The organism is Dyadobacter sp. CY351, assembly GCF_021502625.1.
Lineage (GTDB): Bacteria > Bacteroidota > Bacteroidia > Cytophagales > Spirosomataceae > Dyadobacter > Dyadobacter chenhuakuii.
On the sequence record NZ_JAKFFU010000001.1, the window covers coordinates 152935 to 172531 of the forward strand.

Here is a 19597-nt window from a genome sequence, read left to right on the forward strand (position 1 = left end):
TCGCATTGCGCAATCCGGCTTTACTTTAAAGCTGGATTCGCATTCATTTTGCGACTTTTACAAACAGAAATTATCCTAACCAGCCCATGACAACTTCAAAAGAACAACTGGAAGCCATTTTGCAAAAGTCTCTTGAGGCTTTTGTGATCATAAAAAAACATTCGATCCAGCAGCGCGTGGCATTAATGCGGACGATTGCAGACGAGATCGAAGCCATTGGTCCGGAACTCATTGCAACCGCAAAAGCAGAATCCAACCTGCCCGAAGCACGCTTAACAGGAGAAAAAGCACGCACGATTTTTCAATGGAGAAGCTATGCCGATGCATTGGAAAAAGGCGCTCCGCTCGATGCGAGCATTGACACAGCGAACGCTGAAAGAACGCCTCCTAAGCCTGATATTCGTAAAACGAGCATTGCATTAGGACCCGTTGCTGTTTTTGGTGCGAGCAATTTCCCATTTGCGTTCTCAACTGCCGGCGGTGACACGGCCAGCGCCATTGCGGCCGGTTGTCCGGTTGTGGTGAAAGCCCATCCCGGCCATCCTGAAACTTCGTGGATCATGGCCGAGGCCATCGCGAGAGGCGTTAAGAAAAGCGGTTTCCCGGAAGGCACTTTTTCCCATGTATATTTCGAAACGAACGAAGAATCGCAGTTTCTGGTAAGCCATCCGATCATTAAGGCCGTTGGATTTACAGGTTCTTACCGCGCCGGGACTGCATTGGCTGAGATTTCTGCAAAAAGGCCTGATCCAATTCCGGTTTTTGCGGAAATGGGCAGTGTTAACCCTGTGTTTTTATTGCCAAATAAATTGGAAGCTTCCGCGGCTGAATTGGCAAAACAATATGCGGGTTCATTAACATTGGGCGTAGGACAGTTTTGCACCAATCCGGGCATCGTGATAGCCATTGAAAGTCCTGCATTGGAAACATTTGAAAATGCATTGGAAGAAGAAATTATAAAAATTGCCCCTTCCCATATGCTGCACGCAGGCATTGCAGAAAGCTATGAAAAAGGATGCAAAAAACTAACCACGCAACCCGGCGTTGAGATCCTTGCTGTAACCGAAACGGAAGTTTTGGAAGGACAGGGCGGCGCGACGGTTGCCACGGTAAGCGCGCAAACATTCCTGAACAATGATGCATTGCAGGAAGAAGTTTTCGGGCCGTTCGCATTGATTATCAAATGTGAGAACATTGATGAAGTAATCTCTGTCGGTGGAAAACTGCACGGACAGTTAACAGCCACATTGCTGGCAACCAACGAAGATCTGGCAGAAAATGAAGAACTGATCGGATTGGTAACCGACAAATGCGGCCGGATATTGTTCAACAACTTCCCAACAGGCGTTGAAGTTTGCAAATCCATGCACCACGGCGGACCATTTCCGTCATCAAGCAACAGTCAGTTTACATCAGTTGGCTCGGACGCGATCAAGCGATTTGTGCGGCCGATGAGTTTCCAGAACTGGCCGGATGAATTTTTACCCGAAGAATTAAAAAATGCCAACCCGTTAGGAATCTGGCGGACGGTTAATAATGAGCTAACGAAGGAGGCTTTGTAATGAGAAAAACGTTTTTCTGCATCGACGCGCACACTTGCGGGAATCCCGTTCGGGTGGTGGCCGGTGGCGGCCCGCTTTTGCAGGGCAATAGCATGATGGAGCGCAGGCTTCACTTTTTGAAAGAATTTGACTGGATCAGAAAAGGATTAATGTTCGAGCCACGCGGCCACGACATGATGAGCGGAAGCATTCTTTATCCGCCCGTAGATCCCGAAAATGACATTGGTGTGCTTTACATTGAAACCAGCGGCTGCCTCCCGATGTGCGGCCACGGGACCATTGGAACCGTCACGATTGCCATTCAGGAAGGGTTAGTAATCCCAAAAGTGCCCGGTAAGTTGCGCCTGGAAACACCTGCCGGTTTGGTTTTGGTAGAATATGTGCAGGAAGGCAAAAGGGTAAAATCTGTTAAATTGATCAATATAAAATCATTTTTGGCAGCCGAAAACCTCGAAGTTGAATGTCCTGAACTGGGGACATTAAAAGTGGATGTGTCTTACGGCGGCAACTTTTACGCCATCGTGGATCCGCAGGAAAACTTCAAAGGAATCGAACATTACACGGCCGATCAGCTGATTAGTTGGAGCCGCGTTTGCCGCAAGCGGATGAATGAAAAATATAAATTCGTCCATCCCGAAAACGACCATATCAACGGATTAAGCCATTTCCTTTGGGCAGGGGCCGTTTTGGACGAAACTTCCACTGCCCGCAATGCCGTGTTCTATGGCGATAAAGCTATTGACAGATCTCCCTGCGGAACCGGAACTTCGGCGCGGATGGCACAATGGCATGCCAAAGGAAAACTCAAAAAAGGCGACAAATTCATTCACGAAAGCATCATTGGCTCCAAATTCACCGGAACCGTTGAAGACGAAGTGACCATAGGAGACAAGCCCGCGATCATCCCCGGCATTGAAGGCTGGGCAGTTGTGACGGGTTACAATACAATCATCATCGACGACGAGGAAGATCCATACGCATTTGGATTTCAGGTTATTTAGGGCAGTTTTATCAATATGGATGTGACGAACAAGGGAAAAGCCACGATAATCGGCGGCGGGATTATGGGATTGACTTCGGCTTACTATTTGTTAAAAAGTGGCTGGAAAGTGACGTTGATCGATAAGGGCGATCTGGCGGATAATTGCTCGCAAGGCAATGCTGGAATGATCGTTCCAAGTCATTTTATTCCGCTGGCTGCTCCTGGCATGATCTCCAAAGGCATCAAATGGATGTTCGACAGCCGCAGTCCGTTTTACGTAAAACCTTCGCTCGACTGGTCGCTGGTTTCATGGGGTTTGAAATTCATGAAAAGCGCCACGCCTGCCAACGTGGAACGCGCCGCGCCTTATTTGCGCGACTATCATTTGCTGAGCAAGCAGCTTTATGAAGATCTAGCCAAAGAGGAAGGTTTTGATTTTGGCCTGGAAGAAAAAGGCATTCTCATGCTTTACAAAACCGAGAAAGCCGGAGAAGAAGAAATCCACGTTGCTAAGGACGGTCAAAAGCTCGGTTTGGACATTGAAATGCTTACTAAGGAGCAAGTTCAGGCGATCGAACCCAACATTCAGCTGGACGTGATAGGCGCAGTGCATTATCATTGCGACGCACATTTATATCCAACCGCATTGTTTTCGCAGCTTTTAAAATACATCAAAGCACAAGGCGCGGAGTTGATTTTGAATGCGAGGGTTAAAGGTTTTGATATAAAAAACGGAGAAATAAAAGCCGTACAAACCGAAACCAAAATGGTGGAAGGCGACCTCGTGATCATGACCGGCGGAACCTGGCTTCCCGAGCTTTCGAAGTTGGCAGGCTTGTCAATTCCTGTGATGCCCGGCAAAGGTTACTCCTTCATGGAGCCAAATGCTGAGCATAGAATTGAACATCCCGCATTGCTGATTGAAGCCCGCGTTGCGGTTACGCCGATGAACGGCCAAGTGCGGTTCGGCGGCACAATGGAGCTTGCGGCGGTGAATGACAACATTAATATGAACCGCGTGGAAGGGATCGTAAACTCCATTCCGCAATATTATCCCGAGCTGAATGTGGCTGTTCCGGGCAAGGAACGGATCTGGTATGGTTTCCGGCCGTGTTCGCCGGATGGGCTGCCTTATCTGGGTTACAGCAAAAAACTGAAAAACCTCATCGTCGCAGGTGGTCATGGCATGATGGGCATCAGTCTCGGACCGGCAACAGGCAAAATGGTGGCGGAACTGGCCAACGAATCTGCATTGTCGGCCGACATCAAACTTTACAATCCTGAACGATATAACTAACCCGGAACTGTCCGGGTTTTTTGTTTAAAAGACTTTTTCTAAACCTTAATCAGACCTGGATGAAACTTTTCAACCAAAGAACTTTCTTGTGCCTTATTTTCCTGATAAGCACAGCGATTTTTATTCCAAAAGCTTTTGCCCAAAGCAAATTTAACCTCTACGAACAAACGAGCGAAACAGCCGGACTTATCATTCAATACGGCCAGGACACCCGCGCGATCCGCTCTTTTTACTCGCCTATGGAGCGCGGACGAGGCGGTTTCGGCGCGCCAAGCAGTGTCCTGAATTCACCCGAACAACGGAAGCGCCTTCGCGAAGTCGATCAAAGTTATCTGGATAAGCTCACCAAGCTCGATTTCAATGCGATGAGCATTTATGGAAAAGTGGATTATATCTTGCTAAAAAGAAGCATTGAGGATGATTTGCTGACATTATCCAAAGAAGAGAAAGAATACAATGCGGTAAAAACCTATTTTCCTTTTGCGGATAAAATCTACGCATTGGAAAAAGGCCGGAGACGCGGCGCAACCGTTGACGGACAAGCAGTTGCAGGTCAGCTGAATGATATTTTAAAAGAAGTAAAAACAGCCTCCGACGCATTCAAAAAAACAGAAAGCATTGATATGCCACTGGCAGAACGCGGCGAAGAGGCGGTAACTGGATTGAAATCCAGGTTAAAGAGCACTTATGATTTTTACAAAGGTTATGATCCGATGTTTTCATGGTGGGTTCCAGAGCCTTACGAAGCATTGGATAGCGCATTAACCGCTTATGCCAAGACAATCAAAAGCAAAGGCAAGCTAACCACAACCCAAAAAGATGATAAAAGCGGCATTAAGGGCGTTCCCATCGGCCGCGAAGAGCTGATTCGCCAGCTGGACGCGGAAATGATCAGTTACACGCCGGATGAATTGATCGATTTGGCCAACAAAGAATTTGCCTGGTGTGACAAAGAACTGCTGAAAGCATCTCAGGAAATGGGTTTCGGAAACGATTGGAAAAAGGCGCAGGAAAAGGTCAAAAACAGCTACGTAAACGCCGGAACCCAGCCCGAACTGATCCTGAAACTCTACAACGACGCCAAGACATTCATCACCGCCAACAACCTGATCGATTATCCCGAAATCGCCGACGAAACCTGGGGAATGCAAATGATGACGCCTGAACGCCAGCTCATTAACCCATTTTTCCTGGGTGGGCGCGACATTATCATTTCCTATCCCACCAACACCATGCAGCACGAAGATAAGCTCATGAGCATGCGCGGCAACAATCCGTATTTTTCAAGAGCCACTGTACATCACGAACTCGTGCCGGGGCATCATTTGCAATATTATATGAACAGCCGTTACAAGGCTTACCGCAGCGAATTCTGGACGCCGTTCTGGACGGAAGGCTGGTCACTTTACTGGGAATTGCTGCTTTATGACAAGGGTTTTGCCAAAACGCCCGAGGAGCGGATAGGGATGTTGTTCTGGCGGATGCACCGTTGCGCACGGATTATTTTCTCGCTCAATTATCATTTGGGCAAATGGGGCCCGCAGCAGTGCATTGATTTTCTGGTGGATAGAGTCGGTCACGAACGTGCCAATGCGGAAGGCGAAGTGCGCCGGTCATTTGAAGGAAGTTACAGTCCGCTTTACCAGGTCGCTTATCTCATCGGCGGCTTGCAGATCCTGAGCCTGAAAAACGAACTCGTCGACACCGGAAAAATGACATACAAAGATTTCCACGACGCCATTATGAAGGAAAATAATATGCCCATTGAGATGGTAAGGGCCACATTGATCAACCAGCCCGTAACGCGCGACTTCAAAACAAGGTGGAAATTTTATAGTTTCAAATAAAAGCGTACTTTAAGACTTGAAACCTGCCTTTTCTAACCCAAAAATCTTTTATGTCAGTAGAATCCGTCCCGGAAAAAACCGCATTTAAACCCTCATTAGGTCTCGTAGATGCAACTATGCTCGTTGCCGGCAGTATGATCGGATCGGGGATTTTCATTGTAAGCGCGGACATCACGCGCAACACCGGGAGCGTCGGCTGGCTCATGTTTGTGTGGCTGATCACCGGTTTTATGACGCTGACGGCTGCATTGAGTTACGGCGAGTTAAGCGCCATGTTTCCAAAAGCAGGCGGCCAGTATATTTATCTCAAAGAAGCCTATAATCCGCTGATCAGCTTCCTGTATGGTTGGAGTTTTTTCACCGTAATCCAAACCGCCACCATTGCCGCCGTAGCCGTGGCTTTTGCCAAATTTACAGCTTATTTGTTACCTCAATTCAGCGAGGACATTGTGGCCGTCGATCTCGGATTTTTACAAATAACGCCCGCCCAGTTACTGTCCATTGTCGTCATTGTGCTGTTAACGTTCATCAATACACGCGGCGTCAACAGCGGCAAAATTATCCAGACCACATTCACATTAACAAAGCTTTTAAGTCTATTGGGTTTGATCGTTTTCGGCCTTCTGTTCATGAAACCGGAGATCTGGGCAGCCAACTGGGACTCGGCGACCATGTGGGATATGCATAAACTGAATGTGGACGGAAGCATTGCATCCTACACCACGATCGCAGCTTTCGGAGCCATTGCCGCCTCCATGGTTGGCTCAATTTTCAGCAGCGATTCGTGGAATAATGTAACTTTTATAGCAGGGGAAATCAAGAATCCGCAGCGTAACATTGGCCTAAGCCTTGCATTGGGGACTATCATTGTAACGGTGATTTATTTGCTAACCAATGTCATGTACACCGGCGTTTTGTCTTTGCAGGAAATCGCAGCTTCGGACAAAGATCGCGTGGCCGTAACCGCTTCCCATGTCATTTTCGGCACTTCGGGAACGATCATTATTGCGGTAATGATTATGATTTCGACATTCGGCTGTAATAACGGTCTGATCATGTCAGGCGCGCGGGTTTACTATTCAATGGCCAAAGATGGTCTGTTTTTCAGCAAAGTTGGGCAGCTGAACAAGAACTCGGTTCCTGAATTTGGACTTTGGATTCAATGTGTTATTGCATCGCTTTGGGCATTGAGTGGCAAATATGGTAACCTGCTGGATATGATTTCGTTTGTGGTGGTTGTATTTTACATGCTAACCATCGTTGGGATTTTCATTCTAAGAAAAAAGAGACCCGATGCCGACAGACCTTACAAAGCATTTGGCTATCCATTTCTGCCAATCATTTACATTATAATGGGCCTCGCATTCTGCATTCTGCTTATCATTTATAAACCAGAATACACCTGGCCAGGATTGATCATTGTGCTGCTGGGCATTCCTGTTTATTATATTATTGCAAAAAAAGAAATCAAAGCATAGTTGCCCATTCACTCTTATTCTTGACACTGATGAAGATTGCACTTTATTCACTGCTGTTCTGTCCAGGGCTGTTGCTGGCTCAGGAAATTGACCAAACTGCTCTTGCCAAAATCCGGAAGGAAGGGATGGAAAATTCCAAGGTGAAAGAAATCGCCCATCAACTTACGGACGTTTCTGGTCCTCGGCTTACTAATTCTCCCGGTTTTCAAAGAGCGGCTGAATGGTCGGTAAGCGAGCTGAAAAAGTGGGGTTTGCAAAATTCACGCATTGAAGATTGGGGTGAATTTGGAAAAGGCTGGCAGGTTGAAAAAAGCTATCTGGCCATGACCAAGCCTTATTATATGCCATTTATAGCCATTCCAAAAGCCTGGACTTCCGGCACAAAAGGGCCAATAACAGGTGAGGTTGTGGTCGTCAACATTCAAAATGAAGAAGATCTCAAAAAATACGCAGACGGAAAGCTAACCGGCAAAATTGTGTTGGTAAAAGGCCCCGCCGACACCGACCCGACATTCAAGCCCGACGCCGTGCGTTACACGACGGAGGATTTGGACAAAATGACGAATTCGCAGCCATTCGGTCAAAGCAACTTCACCCCCGAACAAGCCGAACGCATGCGCACCATGCGCAGTTTCCGCAGCCGCGTCGATAGCACCATGAAAGCGCAGAAAATCAGTCTGGAACTCGCACACAGAGCAGGCAAGCACGGCACATTCTTCACCAGCAACGGCGCATCTTACAAAGGCGACGCACCCTTAGCCGGCCCGGCATTTGAAATGTCCCCCGAGCACGCCGGACTGGTTGCCCGATTGATCGAAAGCGGCATTCCCGTAACATTAGAGGCCGAATCACAAACATCATTTTTTGACAAAAAACTTACCACGGGCAATGTAATCGCCGAAATTCCCGGCACCGATCCCAAGCTGAAAGACGAAATAGTCATGCTGGGCGGGCACCTCGATTCGTGGCACAGCGCCACGGGCGCGACGGACAATGCAGCCGGTTGCACGGTCATGTTGGAAGCCGTAAGAATTTTGCAAGCCTCGGGTTTGAAGCCGAGAAGAACCATTTGCATCGCGCTTTGGTCTGGCGAGGAGCAGGGGCTGCATGGCTCGCGGAATTATGTGAAAAACACATTTGGCGATCCCCAAACAATGAAACTTTTGCCAGCACACGAAAAACTTTCCGCTTACTATAACATTGATAACGGAACAGGCCGCATCCGCGGAATTACCTGCAAGGTAGTGAAGGCCCGCGCGCAATTTTTGGAAAATGGCTAGCACCGTTCTCCGACATCATTGACCGCCCCACCATTACATCCAGAAACACCGGAGGCACTGATCATCAAAGCTTCGACGCACTAGGATTGCCCGGTTTTCAGTTTATCCAGGACGGAATTGAATACGGTTCACGGACGCATCATACCAATGTGGACACATATGAACGCCTGGTCATGGATGACTTAAAACAAATGGCTGTGGTCGTGGCCAGTTTCGTTTACAACACTGCGCAACTGGATCAAAAAATTCCAAGAAAAGAATTGCCAAAAGCAAAAACAGCCTCAGGAGTAGGCAGATAACCCTCAGAATGTACCGATGAAATTTCTAATTTGCTATTTCTCAATAGTAAGCAGCCTTGTTTTTGCCCAGGAACCCATGAAATACGTGGTTTCTATGGAAAATCCATCCAGCCAAACATTCCACGTTTCGCTCAACTATAAGCCCGAAAAGTCCGACAGCCTGCTGCTGAAAATGCCCGATTGGACGCCCGGCTACTATCAGTTAATGGATTACGCAGCCAATGTAAGCGAGTTCAAAGCCAAAGATTCAAACGGCAACGCGATTGAATGGAAGCGTTCAGGCAAAACGGGCTGGGTCATTTATAACAAGAATGCGAGCAACGTAACGATTGATTACGACGTAAAAGCCACCCGAAAATTCGTCGCCACCAGCTTTCTCGACAGCACACACGCATACATTACGCCTGCAAGCATGTTTTTGTATTTAGATCAGAAAATCAAAACACCTGCAGAAGTCGCGATCTTTCCCTATAAAGATTGGAAAAACGTAGCCACCGGCCTTGATTCACTTCCCAAAAAGCAATTCACCTATTCCGCACCAGATTTCGACATTTTGTACGACAGTCCGTTCCTGATCGGAAACCTGGAAGAACTGCCTTCATTCAAAGTGAAAGGCATTCCGCACAGGTTTATTGGCTACAAATTAGGTGATTTTGATAAAATCAAATTCATGGCGGATATCAAGAAGATCGTCGAAAAAGCCTCCGCATTGATCGGCGACATTCCTTACAAACATTACACATTCATCGCCATCGGCCCGGGGCAGGGCGGCATCGAACATTTGAATTCCACCACGATCAGTTTCAGCGGAGATCAATTGAATTCGCGTGGCTGGGACGGCATGTTAGGTTTCATAACACATGAGTATTTCCATCATTATAATGTGAAAAGGATCCGTCCGATAGAACTCGGGCCATTCGATTACGAAAATGGAAGCCGCACTAATATGCTCTGGGTTTCGGAAGGCTTAACGGTTTATTACGAGCCTATTATCATGAAGGAAGCCGGTCTCATTACCACCGAAAAAATGCTGGAATTATACAGAAGCCACATTGCCGAAGTAGAAAACAAACCCGGCCGCCTGCACCAATCCCTCGCCCAGGCCAGCGCCCAAACCTGGTCCGACGGCCCATTCGGCCGAACCGGAGAAGGAGCCAATCAAACCATTTCCGTTTACCGCAAAGGCCCCATCGTCGGCCTCCTTTTCGACTTCGCCATTCGCCACGAAACCCAAAACAAAAAGTCCCTCGACGACGTCATGCGCAAACTTTACAAAGATTTTTACAAATCTAAAAAACGAGGCTTCACCGAAAACGAACTCCGCGAAACCATTACAAAAGTAGCCGGCAAACCGCTGGACGAGCTTTTTACCTACATCTACACAACAGCCGAACCGGATTACAAGAAATATTTTAGCTATGCTGGACTGAACATTGACACTGCGCCTAAGCAAGTTGCTGGAAGTGATAAAACGGAGAAGACATTCATCATGACACTGATGGAGAACCCTACCAAATTGCAGAAAAAAGTATTTGAAGGATGGAGTAGGGCAGGCAAATCGGAGAGTTTACTTCCTTAACAATTTATCAATCAGCTTTAAAATTCCCTCCCGGTTCTTAGCAGCTTTAATAAATTGCGGCAGCTTCTCAACCATCGTCGTATGCGTCAGAGTCTGCCGTTCCCTCAATTTCGAAGCAACATAATTCCGTATCTCCCCAAGATGTTCCCGATTACAAGCCCAAAGCACATCTCCCTTAAACTCATCTTGCAGCCATAAGGGAAGGTTGAAAATAGGATCACCAACGGAAGCATTCTGATAAGTTTTCCCAGAAACTTCCTGCTCCGTAAGGCTGCAATTGCTGCAAACTAATTTTCTGATCTTTCCTGCTTCATTGTCTTGATTAATCACCATTGCTTCTTTGCCGCACTTAGGACATTCCACTGAGAAGTGGGTCATGTAGGAGTATAGGCGCGTAGGCGGGCCGGAGTAGCGGTGGGTTTGGGTGGGCATTGTTAATGATAATTCGGCAAATCGTAACAGATTAGTCCAATGGCTCTATCTTCCGAGTTGACAGTCGGCTGCTACGGATTTCCGTAATTATCTGATCAGCTGATTGCTGTGACACAAACGCGCCAAACGATTTTTGGAATCGGGATTTTTTAGTGTCTTGATTCTTTTTGATTAATTTGAACATGCCGAAAAGTTCACTTATCTAATTTGGGAAGCCCCGATTTAGCTAAAATCTCGTTGACCTTTTTTAACTTTTCTGGGAAGTATTCCTTTCCCACTAGCTTGTTTAAGCTTTTATCAACTACAACAACTAGTCCTTTTGAATTTTTCAGTTTGCTTCTTTCCATGATGTGTATGTTTCTTTTCTTGTTAATAAAAATACTTCGTAATCTTCACCAACTACAAATTGTTCCCAATGCCCTTTACAGTTGTAACCAAATATAGCAAATTCCTCAATAATTTCAGCTAAGTTATTGGCAATGCCCATTCTGTATAAGCGAGTTCGTGCCTTTGTACTTCCGGTAGCAGTGATCCAGGCTTCCGGATATTTTTCTGTGAATGTATACAGTGTTGCTGCGACGGTAGCTAAGACCTTAACGCTATCTCCATTGTTGCTGATTGAAAGATCATTTATCTCATCGGAGATCGGATTATAATCACCGAAAGCAAGGTTGAAGATATTCTCGACAGCGGTTTTAGAATAAATGACGCTTTTTTGAATTGAGCCTTTTGGGCCTTTACTAGTAAAATGATAGAGTAAAAATGAGTCGTTTGCGCGACTAATGTATTTGTTATGATTCATTTTATAGTGTGTTCTTGAATTTTTGCAAAGCTAAGAATTACCATGAATATTCCTCGAAGTTGTATTCACTTTTGGTTTTTCCGCCAAACCCTGTAAGTTTACAGCGTCCAATTATCCGAGTAAGCTGTTAATGCGTCGTCATTTTTCGTCGGCACTTATAATGCTGCGTACACCAATGAACGGTGTCGTAACTACCGTAATGGTTTGAACACCATTGCCTTACTCGGGTTGGACAACGGCAAGTGCGGCACCGTTTTTTGCAACACAAAACGTCCAATAAAGAGTAAGATGCACACATCAAAAATCCAAGAATCCCGCCAAAGCGCAGCAGAGGAGCTCCTAAGCAACTATCTAAACCAAGATGTTGACCTGATCGAAATCGAACGGATGCACAATGAAATGCTCCGACATTATCTCCGTCCAACAGATGAATGGAACCTCAGTCGTAAGTATGCGCTGCTTGCGCTAGATACGAGTGAGGTGCTTACGCGGTTATTGAAGGAGATTGGGGATTATGGGAAGAGGAGTTGAAGTAAAAAGCCGTCGTCAGTTTGTGTCTGGCGGCGGCTTTTGATAAATAGAAGTATCAACCATTACAGTTTTTTCCGCCATTGGTTGATTGCTTTTCTGTTATTTTCAATCGTTTGGAGTTCATCTTCGGTTGCAGTAGGACCATTCAAAAGCAAAGATTCCAAGTTATTTTGTGACTTTTCTCTTCCTTCTTTCTCAATTTCAGCTTTGAGCTGCTTTAACTGCCCGGCAGGCAATGTCTTAACTGCTCTCAAGAGCTGGTCAAATGATATATCAACTTGTACTTGCATAAATCAAATTTAATAAATTTTTGCCAGAATGAAATTGGTCTCCAACTTGATCGGCAAATTGATTTGTATGCCAAAACACAATCACCCCCGCAACGCCTCAATCCCCCCAACATCCTTCACCAATTCCTTCCCCAACACCCGATTTCCACCTTCCGTAATCACCAAATTATCCTCCACCCTAATCCCGGTAAAATCCCTGAATTGATCCAATTTCCCATAGTCAATAAACTGAGAAAGCTTATTCTCAGCCTTCCAGCGATCAATCAATGTAGGAATAAAATAAAGCCCTGGCTCCACAGTAATTACAAAGCCGGGTTCGAGGGCGCGGCCCAAGCGGAGGGATTTCCAGCCGAAGGTGGTGCCTTTGATGAGGTCGTCGGTGTAGCCTACGTATTGTTCGCCGAGGTTTTCCATGTCGTGGACGTCGAGACCCATCATGTGGCCGAGGCCGCATTGGAAAAAGAGCGTGTGTACGTCGTTTGCGAGCGCTTCTTGTGGGTCGCCTTTGATGATGCCTACGGATTTGAGGCCTTCCAGTAATTTCGTGGATGCTAATGCGTGGACGTCTTTGAACAAAACGCCTGGTTTGCAGGCTTCAATCGCTGAAACCTGTGCATGGAGCATGATTTCGTACATTTCTTTTTGAATGCTGCTGAACTGCTTGCCTGCCGGAATGGTGCGCGTGAGGTCGCCGCAGTAATGCATGGCGGTTTCGGCTCCGGCGTCGCATAATGCCATCTGGCCGTCGTGGATGATGCGGTCGCGGGCGTGTGTGTGCAATGTTTCTCCGTTCACTGTCAGGATGATCGGGTAGGAGATGTCGCCGCCTTGGGCGATGGCGATGCTTTGTAATCTTCCAGCAATGGCTTTTTCCGTCATGCCCGGGCGCGTGGTGCGGATGAATTCCAGGTGCATGTCAATGGACGTGTTGACGGCTTTTTCGATCTCGGCAATTTCCTCAGCCGATTTGTACGAACGCATCGAAACAATGGCTTTGATCAGCTTGACGGAAGCGCGTTGCGTTGCTTCGGCAGGGGCAATTTGCAACCATTCCTGCAACTGCAATGTATGCTCGCCGCGGTAAGGAGGCAGAAAATGCACTTCCTGTTTCCGGTTCTGAACATCACGCAAATAGCCCGAAAGCGCCGAAAGCGGTTTCACTTGCGTAACGCCAATCTTGGCAGCCTTTTCAACAAGCGGTTCCTGGTAACCGGTCCAGACAATGTCATCAATCGTCAGTTCATCGCCAAATATTATTTCCTGATCATTATCAATGTCAATAACCGCATGAATCGAAGCCGTATCCAGCCCGAAATAATACAGAAATGTGCTATCCTGGCGAAATGGATAAACATTATCCTTGTAATTCATCCCCGACTCATCATTGCCGAGCAGAAGAATAAGGCCGCTCCCCACTTTCTTTTTCAAAGTCTGGCGGCGTTGTATGTAGGTTTCTTTTGAGAACATAAATGTTGTGGCTATCGGCAGTCAGCGGTTGGTATTCGGCTTTCTCTGCTTTTATTTCAGATTTGAAAGATGAGAAATAATTTACTTAATTGAGGTGTTTTTTATCACGCACTATAATTTTAATGGGACACGAGAATTCACCTCTTTTTCAATATCATCGTTTTCTGGACGAAGCAGGCGATACTACTTTCTATGGCAAAGGTAACACGCCAATTGTCGGGAATGATGGCGTTTCAAAATGCTTTATCCTTGGAATGTTAAAAATAAACGAGCCACTTAATGCTATAAGGCAGAAAGTCATTGATCTGCAAATCCAGATTGCAGATGATACTTATTTTGATTGCATCCCCAGCATTCAGAAAAGGAAGGATAAGATCGGCTTTTATTTACATGCAAAAGATGACATTCCAGAGGTTAGAAAAATAGTATTTGATTTTATTAAAAGTGTCGATTGTAGTTTTGAAGCAATTGTAGCCAGGAAAATATATAGTGTTTATCAAAACAAACACAATGGTAGGGAAGCAGAATTCTATGCCGACTTATTGTCTCATTTACTTAAAAACAAACTGAACAAGTATGAAAATCTTGTCCTTAACATTGCACACCGATCACAATGCACCACGCATGTCAATTTGCAGAAAGGACTAGATAAATCAATTGAACGATCAAAAACAAAATCTCCTGACAAATCAAGTGATTGCCGAGTTGTTTTCAATGTGCAGCATCCTACAACGGAACCGCTACTCAACATTGCTGATTACTTCTGCTGGGCTGTTCAGCGTGTTTTCGAAAAAGGCGAGACACGCTATTACGATTACATTAGCGACCAAATTGGCTTAGTAATAGACTTGTATGATTTTGAAAAGTACCGGCTTGAAGACGGCAAGTCAGGAAATTACTATGGTCGGAAAAATAAGCTTACAAAACTGAATTTTATCCCATAAAAAAGCCCGTAAGTGCACTAAGAAGGATACCCTTCAACGGCGTGGAGCCGACCTTCATGCATAACAGGCTGATACAAAGATGGAAATATAATCATAGAATACAAAAAAATCCTGCTCACCAACAGAGTCGGGAGCAGGAGCTTATTACCTAACCTTGTTTAAAGTTTTTGTTAATAGCCTGGGTTTTGTTTCAGGTTTGTGTTTTTGTCCAGCTCTGTTTGCGGGATCGGGAACAGGGCGCGTTGCTGGGCGTTAGGGCGGTGATTGAACCATTTTTTGGTTTCGTATATACCAAACCGTATCAAATCCTGGCGGCGGTGCGCTTCTGCTGCGAATTCCCAGCCGAGCTCATCCAAAAACCGTCCGAATTTCACATCGTCTCCGCCCTGGCGCTCGGTAATGGTGCCGTCCGTGGCCTGATAACCGTAATTATAGCGACTGCCTTTTGCCAGATCTGCCGCGGTTACGGTTGCTTTTGCAGGGTTGGCTTTGAATGCGCGTTTGCGGACTTCGGTTACGATGGTCGCTGCTTCGGCGGCCTTGCCGGTGCGCAAAAGTGCTTCGGCTTTGATCATCATCACATCTGCATAGCGAAGCAATGGGAAATCGTTGTCCAGACTGCCGGTTGCATTAGGCTTGATTTTGTATTTTCCAATGCGGTAACCGTCGTTCGAAGCCGTTTTTTCAATGCTGGGGACTGTTTTGGAATAAGTGATGACGACTGCTCCGGTTGTTGCGTTCTTTTGCGGACCCATCACCCAGGTGTCGGCGAGGCGGCTGTCTTCGGCGTCGTAGGTGTCGATAAATTGTGGCACGGCGCAGTTTCCACCCCACGGACCTGCATTCATCGGATACACGGTGCGGCTCAATGGATCGAGCGTTTTCATGTGGATCTGGTTGCCGGTTCCGTAAATTTCATCGTAAGGAATCGCGAAAATGATCTCTTTGGAATTGAAATTGGTCCAGGTGAAAACATCCGAATAATTAGCGTCCAGCACATATTTGCCGCTTTTGATCACATCGTCAGCTTGCGCAATGGCCTTTTCCCATTCCGGCGTGCCGGTGTAAACTTGCGCATTCAAATATATTTTTGCCAAAAGTGCTTTCGCACCCCAACGGTTCAGCTGACCGTAAGTCGTCGACGCATTTTCGCTCAGGTTAGGCATCACTTCAAGCAATTCTTTTACCACAAAATCATACACTTCCTTGCGCGTGTTTTGTTTTGGTAAATTAATGTCCTTGAAATCAGTCACAATCGGCACATTCCCGTGGTTGTCCAGCAAAAGATAGTAAGCCAATGCGCGGACAGCTCTCAACTCAGCTTCCACTTCTACTTTGCCTGCGGTCAAAGGAATTTCGCCCTCTGCAATTTGAGATAAAACCCTGTTTGCCGTGGTAATGCTGCGGAATGAGCTTTGCCATGCGTTTTCCGGCTGCCATTGCAGCGAAGTCCAGGTGTGCTGGTGCATCCGGCGATAGGTTCCGCCATCATCCCAGCCATTCGGGCGAACGGGCGTTACGATGGCGTCGGCTGCTTCTTCCTGCAAGTCAAAATAACCCTGCCAGCCTAACATTAACCCGCGAAGGGACGAATAAACAGGCGCTACAATCGCTGGAAGGTCTTTTTCGGTTGGCTGGTAAGTGCTCGATAACACTTCTGAATAAACCTGTTCTTCGAGGTCGTTGCAGGAGTAGAGCGTGGCCGCACCCATCATGGATGCGAGGACGATGTATATTTTACTTTTATTAATCATTTTTTCAAAAAGTTTGCTGTGGATCAGAATGTTACACTTAGGCCTGCTGTGAATGTCCGGGTTGTCGGATATTTGTCGCGCTGGTCACTTCCCGGGGCAAAACCCGTCATGTCTACGCCTTCCGGGTCAACGCCGGTGTAGCCGGTGATGGTCGCCAGGTTAAGGCCCGAAACGAAGATGCGGGCGTTTTTCAAGCCTTTCAAAGTAGGCAGGGTGTAGCCAAATGTGACGTTGTCGATTTTCCAGTAATCGCCTTTTTCAATGTAATTGGAAACATAAACAAGCTCATTATTAAGCACTTTGCCGTCGATCGGATCGTACGCCGTTTTCAGCATATTATAAGCCTTGTTTCTTGTGTTGTTATAAAACATGCTCTGGAAATTCAGAATGTCGAATCCGAATGCGCCGCGCATGTTAACAGCCAGGTCAAAGTTTTTGTAACGAACCGAGTTGTTCCAGCCTACATTGTGCTTTGGAATTCCATTTCCATAATACTGGCGGTCTTCCGGTGTCGCATTAGCAATAGGAATCACCTCGCCATCCTTGTTTTCAACCAGCCAGGCGCCTTTTTCATCAATGCCTACACTTTTCCAAACAAAAAACCGTCCGATCGGCTCGCCCACTTTCACGCGGTGCGTCGAAACCTGGATTGGCTCTCCTGTGTAACCGTCATCAAAAAAGTCGTTAGCAGCTTGGAATTGGTCATTTGAAAGACTTACCAGTTTGTTCCGGTTGGTAGAATAAGTGAAGCCTGTGTTCCATTGGAAGTTAGCCGTTTGAACAGGCACAATGTTCAAAAGTACTTCCATTCCCTCATTTTTCATGGTTCCTGCATTGATCAGCATGGAACCGATCAAATAAGGAGGCACGGGAACAGGGAAATCATAAAGCAGATCTTTCACCTTGCGGCTGTAAAAATCAATCGAACCATTGATCCTGTTTTTGAGAAAACCAAAGTCAACGCCCGCATTCACCTCTTCCTTTTTCTCCCAACGCAGATCCGGGTTGAAGTTACGCGCCGGAATAAATCCTGGAACCCATTTCCCACCAATAAAGGCCCCATCTTCACGACTGAAATTATAGCTGATCTGTGACAAATAAGGGTCACTCGCAATGGTTCCCGTCACACCAATCCCGGCTCTAACCTTAATCTCAGAAACGCCCGGAAGTCCTTCCATAAAGCGCTCCTTGCTGATTCTCCAACCCACCGAAGCGGCAGGAAATGTTCCCCATTGGTTGTTAATCCCAAATCTGGAAGAACCTTCGCGACGCACGCTGGCCATGAAAAGATATTTCTCATCCATGCTGTAAGTCAAACGGCCAAAGAACCCGGCTAGCTGCCATTTGTTCTTCGTACTCGACATGCCGGCTTGTCCTTTTTGCAAAGCGCCGCCTGCGCCAAGGTTGTTCCAATCGTAAGCATCTGTCGGAAAATCCCAGTTGCTTGCATCAAATGCCTCATAAGTTGCATCCTGCCAGCTGTATCCGCCCAACAATGTAAAGCGATGCTTACCAAATGATTTGGCATAATTTCCGGTAAGTTCAAGCAGGTTTTCGTTGTTGGCCTGCGTGCCTCTGAATGCCGTTGCATTCTGGTTACTCAGCCGCGTTGCGGTGTGGTTAAATGTTGTGGAACCGCCTTCAAGGTTGCTGTTTTGAACATTGGAAACCAATAATTTGAAATTCAAATCGGCGATCGGCGCATAGTCCAGGCTTCCGCTCATCCGCATTTCTTTGAACTTCGCTTCGTAGTTCGATTCGTTCAAAAGGGAAACCGGGTTTTCATAAAAATAACCATCCCTTTCCTGCCATGCGCCCGTTTCCGTGCGCACACGGTCCGTCGGGTTGCGGATCATGGCCTGGCGATAGGCATAGCCATAAAGTGCATCATTATTATTCGGCGAAACCGCTCCGTTAGAGGAAGTTATACGGTTAATGATCTGAATGTTTGTTTTCAATTTATTATCAAACATAGCATGATTAAGGTCGGCGCGGCCTGTAAAACGGTTTTGACCCGATCTCAAAAAGATCCCTTCCCAGTTCCTGTAATTCACAGAACCCGTGAAGTTTGTCGTGCTGTTTCCGCCAAAGAATGTCAGGTTATGGTTGTGGCTGAGGGGATTTTGCATGATCTCGTCGAGCCAGTCGGTGTTGCCGCCGTAATCTGTGTAGTCAATGCCTTCGCTGATTTTCTGACGGTAATCATCGCCGGTAAGCAGTTTCGGCCTGCGTGCAATGGTCTGAATGTTCACGTAATTGGAATATTCCACTGTTGAGCGCGTGTTGTTGCCGCGGTTTTTGCGGGTTGTGATCAGGATTACACCGCCGGTTGCGCGTGTTCCGTAAATCGCAGCCGCAGAACCATCTTTCAAAACATCCACAGATTCAATGTCTTCGGGCGCAACCGTGTTCAGGCCGCCGGGAATTCCGTCGATTAAAATCAACGGGTTTGACGTTCCGTTGATGGAGTTGATCCCGCGAAGGTTAATCTGGGTGTTGGAAGTTGGTGAGCCGCTGGGCGTTGTAATGCGTAAGCCGGCCACTTTTCCCTGGATCAACTGTGCAGCATCGCGAACGGTTCCTTTGATAAAATCTTCACGCTTAATGCTCGCAACTGAACTCGTAATGTCGCCCTTTTTCTGGGTTCCGTAACCGATCACGACCACTTCCGTAAGCTGCTTTTGGTCAGAAGCCATTTCAATGTTGAAATCGTTTTGGGTGCCCACAACAACTTCCTGGCTCGTGTAACCAATGTAGCTCAAAATCAGCGTTGCATCCTCAGGAACGGTCATTTTGAATTTTCCTTCGGCATCCGTTGCAGTTCCTATCGTGTTATTTCCTTTTACAATAATGGTCACACCCGGGAGCGGATTTTTGTCTTCCGCTGAAACCACTTTTCCGGTAATCTGGCGATCGGCTGCCTGTGCATGGGCCGGCAGGACGAGCAGCATCGCTACGCTGCAAAGCAGGTAACAGGCCACTTCCTGAATAAGTCTGGATAATTGTTTATTCATGTGTCAAAAGTTAGATGGTGGTAAAATTTTAGTTAGCTG

The 19597-nt window shown here is 46.7% G+C and carries 16 protein-coding genes; 9 read left to right on the forward strand and 7 right to left on the reverse strand.

Annotated features, from left to right (window positions below):
* Positions 1-86: 86 nt before the first annotated feature.
* Genes L0660_RS00620 through L0660_RS00650 form a run of 8 tightly spaced genes read left to right on the forward strand, consistent with a single transcriptional unit; the run spans position 87 to position 10324 of the window.
* Complete coding sequence (locus L0660_RS00620) at positions 87-1562, forward strand: aldehyde dehydrogenase (NADP(+)) (RefSeq protein ID WP_235156822.1); 1476 nt, start codon at positions 87-89, stop codon at positions 1560-1562.
* Positions 1562-2563, forward strand: coding sequence for a 4-hydroxyproline epimerase (locus L0660_RS00625; RefSeq protein WP_235156823.1), 1002 nt, complete (start codon positions 1562-1564; stop codon positions 2561-2563). The genes L0660_RS00620 and L0660_RS00625 overlap by 1 nt, the downstream gene beginning before the upstream one ends.
* Positions 2564-2578: 15 nt before the next feature.
* Positions 2579-3841 (forward strand): FAD-binding oxidoreductase, encoded by a 1263-nt coding sequence (locus L0660_RS00630; RefSeq protein ID WP_235156824.1) that lies wholly within the window; start codon positions 2579-2581, stop codon positions 3839-3841.
* 59 nt (positions 3842-3900) lie between these two features.
* A complete protein-coding gene (locus L0660_RS00635) occupies positions 3901-5688 on the forward strand; it encodes a DUF885 family protein (protein WP_235156825.1) in 1788 nt (595 codons plus the stop codon).
* A gap of 50 nt (positions 5689-5738) precedes the next feature.
* Positions 5739-7166, forward strand: a complete 1428-nt coding sequence (locus L0660_RS00640; RefSeq protein WP_235156826.1) for an APC family permease — start codon at positions 5739-5741, stop codon at positions 7164-7166.
* A 29-nt stretch (positions 7167-7195) separates the two neighbouring features.
* On the forward strand, positions 7196-8446 hold the full coding sequence (locus tag L0660_RS26050; RefSeq protein ID WP_255712083.1) for a M20/M25/M40 family metallo-hydrolase: 1251 nt from the start codon (positions 7196-7198) through the stop codon (positions 8444-8446).
* 32 nt (positions 8447-8478) lie between these two features.
* Positions 8479-8745 carry a M28 family peptidase gene (locus L0660_RS26055; protein WP_409013376.1) on the forward strand — a complete coding sequence of 89 codons (267 nt, stop codon included), beginning with the start codon at positions 8479-8481 and terminating at the stop codon, positions 8743-8745.
* Between the two features lie 16 nt (positions 8746-8761).
* Positions 8762-10324 carry a M61 family metallopeptidase gene (locus tag L0660_RS00650; RefSeq protein WP_235156827.1) on the forward strand — a complete coding sequence of 521 codons (1563 nt, stop codon included), beginning with the start codon at positions 8762-8764 and terminating at the stop codon, positions 10322-10324.
* Here L0660_RS00650 and L0660_RS00655 read toward each other — a convergent pair.
* The 5 genes from L0660_RS00655 to L0660_RS00675 all read right to left on the reverse strand — a co-directional run bounded on the left by L0660_RS00655 (position 10313) and on the right by L0660_RS00675 (position 13846).
* Positions 10313-10756 (reverse strand): hypothetical protein, encoded by a 444-nt coding sequence (locus tag L0660_RS00655; protein ID WP_235156828.1) that lies wholly within the window; start codon positions 10754-10756, stop codon positions 10313-10315. The two genes, L0660_RS00650 and L0660_RS00655, sit on opposite strands and share 12 nt — an antisense overlap.
* Positions 10757-10950: 194 nt before the next feature.
* Positions 10951-11103, reverse strand: coding sequence for a hypothetical protein (locus L0660_RS00660; protein WP_235156829.1), 153 nt, complete (start codon positions 11101-11103; stop codon positions 10951-10953).
* Positions 11085-11558 carry a DUF6934 family protein gene (locus L0660_RS00665; protein WP_235156830.1) on the reverse strand — a complete coding sequence of 158 codons (474 nt, stop codon included), beginning with the start codon at positions 11556-11558 and terminating at the stop codon, positions 11085-11087. The genes L0660_RS00660 and L0660_RS00665 overlap by 19 nt, the downstream gene beginning before the upstream one ends.
* Positions 11559-12151: 593 nt before the next feature.
* A complete protein-coding gene (locus L0660_RS00670) occupies positions 12152-12379 on the reverse strand; it encodes a hypothetical protein (protein ID WP_235156831.1) in 228 nt (75 codons plus the stop codon).
* Positions 12380-12460: 81 nt separating this feature from the next.
* Positions 12461-13846 (reverse strand): aminopeptidase P family protein, encoded by a 1386-nt coding sequence (locus L0660_RS00675; RefSeq protein WP_235156832.1) that lies wholly within the window; start codon positions 13844-13846, stop codon positions 12461-12463.
* Positions 13847-13968: 122 nt separating this feature from the next.
* Between L0660_RS00675 and L0660_RS00680 the strand changes: the two genes are divergently transcribed.
* Complete coding sequence (locus L0660_RS00680; RefSeq protein WP_235156833.1) at positions 13969-14790, forward strand: DUF3800 domain-containing protein; 822 nt, start codon at positions 13969-13971, stop codon at positions 14788-14790.
* A gap of 170 nt (positions 14791-14960) precedes the next feature.
* On the opposite strand, the gene L0660_RS00685 is transcribed toward L0660_RS00680, so the two are convergent.
* A complete protein-coding gene (locus tag L0660_RS00685) occupies positions 14961-16544 on the reverse strand; it encodes a RagB/SusD family nutrient uptake outer membrane protein (RefSeq protein ID WP_235156834.1) in 1584 nt (527 codons plus the stop codon).
* Between the two features lie 23 nt (positions 16545-16567).
* Positions 16568-19558 carry a SusC/RagA family TonB-linked outer membrane protein gene (locus L0660_RS00690; RefSeq protein WP_235156835.1) on the reverse strand — a complete coding sequence of 997 codons (2991 nt, stop codon included), beginning with the start codon at positions 19556-19558 and terminating at the stop codon, positions 16568-16570.
* Between the last annotated feature and the right edge of the window lie 39 nt (positions 19559-19597).

Bases quoted from the DNA above. Each gene is read 5' to 3' on its own strand.
- L0660_RS00680 (WP_235156833.1), top strand. From the start codon at position 13,969: ATGGGACACGAGAATTCACCTCTTTTTCAATATCATCGTTTTCTGGAC.
- L0660_RS00635 (WP_235156825.1), top strand. From the start codon at position 3,901: ATGAAACTTTTCAACCAAAGAACTTTCTTGTGCCTTATTTTCCTGATA.
- L0660_RS00660 (WP_235156829.1), bottom strand. From the start codon at position 11,103: ATGGAAAGAAGCAAACTGAAAAATTCAAAAGGACTAGTTGTTGTAGTT.
- L0660_RS00685 (WP_235156834.1), bottom strand. From the start codon at position 16,544: ATGATTAATAAAAGTAAAATATACATCGTCCTCGCATCCATGATGGGT.
- L0660_RS00670 (WP_235156831.1), bottom strand. From the start codon at position 12,379: ATGCAAGTACAAGTTGATATATCATTTGACCAGCTCTTGAGAGCAGTT.
- L0660_RS00690 (WP_235156835.1), bottom strand. From the start codon at position 19,558: ATGAATAAACAATTATCCAGACTTATTCAGGAAGTGGCCTGTTACCTG.
- L0660_RS00675 (WP_235156832.1), bottom strand. From the start codon at position 13,846: ATGTTCTCAAAAGAAACCTACATACAACGCCGCCAGACTTTGAAAAAG.
- L0660_RS00650 (WP_235156827.1), top strand. From the start codon at position 8,762: ATGAAATTTCTAATTTGCTATTTCTCAATAGTAAGCAGCCTTGTTTTT.
- L0660_RS00640 (WP_235156826.1), top strand. From the start codon at position 5,739: ATGTCAGTAGAATCCGTCCCGGAAAAAACCGCATTTAAACCCTCATTA.
- L0660_RS00630 (WP_235156824.1), top strand. From the start codon at position 2,579: ATGGATGTGACGAACAAGGGAAAAGCCACGATAATCGGCGGCGGGATT.
- L0660_RS00665 (WP_235156830.1), bottom strand. From the start codon at position 11,558: ATGAATCATAACAAATACATTAGTCGCGCAAACGACTCATTTTTACTC.
- L0660_RS00655 (WP_235156828.1), bottom strand. From the start codon at position 10,756: ATGCCCACCCAAACCCACCGCTACTCCGGCCCGCCTACGCGCCTATAC.
- L0660_RS00625 (WP_235156823.1), top strand. From the start codon at position 1,562: ATGAGAAAAACGTTTTTCTGCATCGACGCGCACACTTGCGGGAATCCC.
- L0660_RS26050 (WP_255712083.1), top strand. From the start codon at position 7,196: ATGAAGATTGCACTTTATTCACTGCTGTTCTGTCCAGGGCTGTTGCTG.
- L0660_RS00620 (WP_235156822.1), top strand. From the start codon at position 87: ATGACAACTTCAAAAGAACAACTGGAAGCCATTTTGCAAAAGTCTCTT.